The sequence below is a fragment of the Streptococcus pluranimalium genome, from assembly GCF_047785705.1.
In the GTDB taxonomy this organism is placed as follows: domain Bacteria; phylum Bacillota; class Bacilli; order Lactobacillales; family Streptococcaceae; genus Streptococcus; species Streptococcus pluranimalium_A.
The window spans coordinates 1-802 of record NZ_JBLOJV010000100.1 but is presented as its reverse complement, the minus strand read 5'-3'; the positions used below and the strand labels follow the sequence as shown (position 1 = coordinate 802).

The following is an 802-nucleotide window of genomic DNA, read 5'->3' as shown; positions in this document are numbered from 1 at the left end:
TCATCCTTGTCTGGTTGACCGTCATTGTCCGTATCACGGTCAATGGTCACGGTAACTGTTTCTTTAACCGGCGCATCATCTGCTGGGTTGGTCACTGTGACTGGGATTTCAACCGTCGCTGTTTCCGCAGTGCCGACGAAGACGATATCGGTTGGGGTTCCGACAAGCTGACCTTGGTCGTCAACACGAAGACCATTGGTCTCTGTGCTTTCAATCACAGAGTTTGGCTTGCTTGGCGTTACCACTTTGACTGGGACAACTGCTTGCTTATCGGTCACACGAACAGTATTAACTGTTTCAACTGTGAGAGCGTCCTTAGCTTTCGGATTCGTGTCAGTGTCATCTGGAATACCGTCGTTGTCGTCGTCGATGTCATCCTTGTCTGGTTGACCGTCATTGTCCGTATCACGGTCAATGGTCACGGTAATCGTTTCTTTAACCGGCGCATCATCTGCTGGGTTGGTCACTGTGACTGGAATCTCAACGGTCGCTGTTTCCGCAGTGCCGACGAAGACGATATCGGTTGGGGTTCCAACAAGCTGACCTTGGTCGTCGATACGAAGACCATTGGTTTCTGTGCTTTCAATCACAGAGTTTGGCTTGCTTGGCGTTACCACTTTGACTGGGACCACTTCTTGCTTGTCCGTCACACGAACAGTATTAACCGTTTCAACTGTGAGAGCGTCCTTAGCTTTCGGATTGTTATCCGTGTCATCTGGAATACCGTCGTTGTCATCATCATTATCCGTCACGTCTGGCTGACCGTCCTTGTCCGTGTCACGTTGAACAGTGACTGGAACGG

1 pseudogene is annotated in these 802 nt (G+C 50.2%); it reads right to left on the bottom strand.

Going from position 1 to position 802, the window contains the following annotated elements:
• Positions 1 to 802: pseudogene (locus tag ACMZ6Z_RS09510) on the bottom strand (hypothetical protein); the annotation flags it as partial.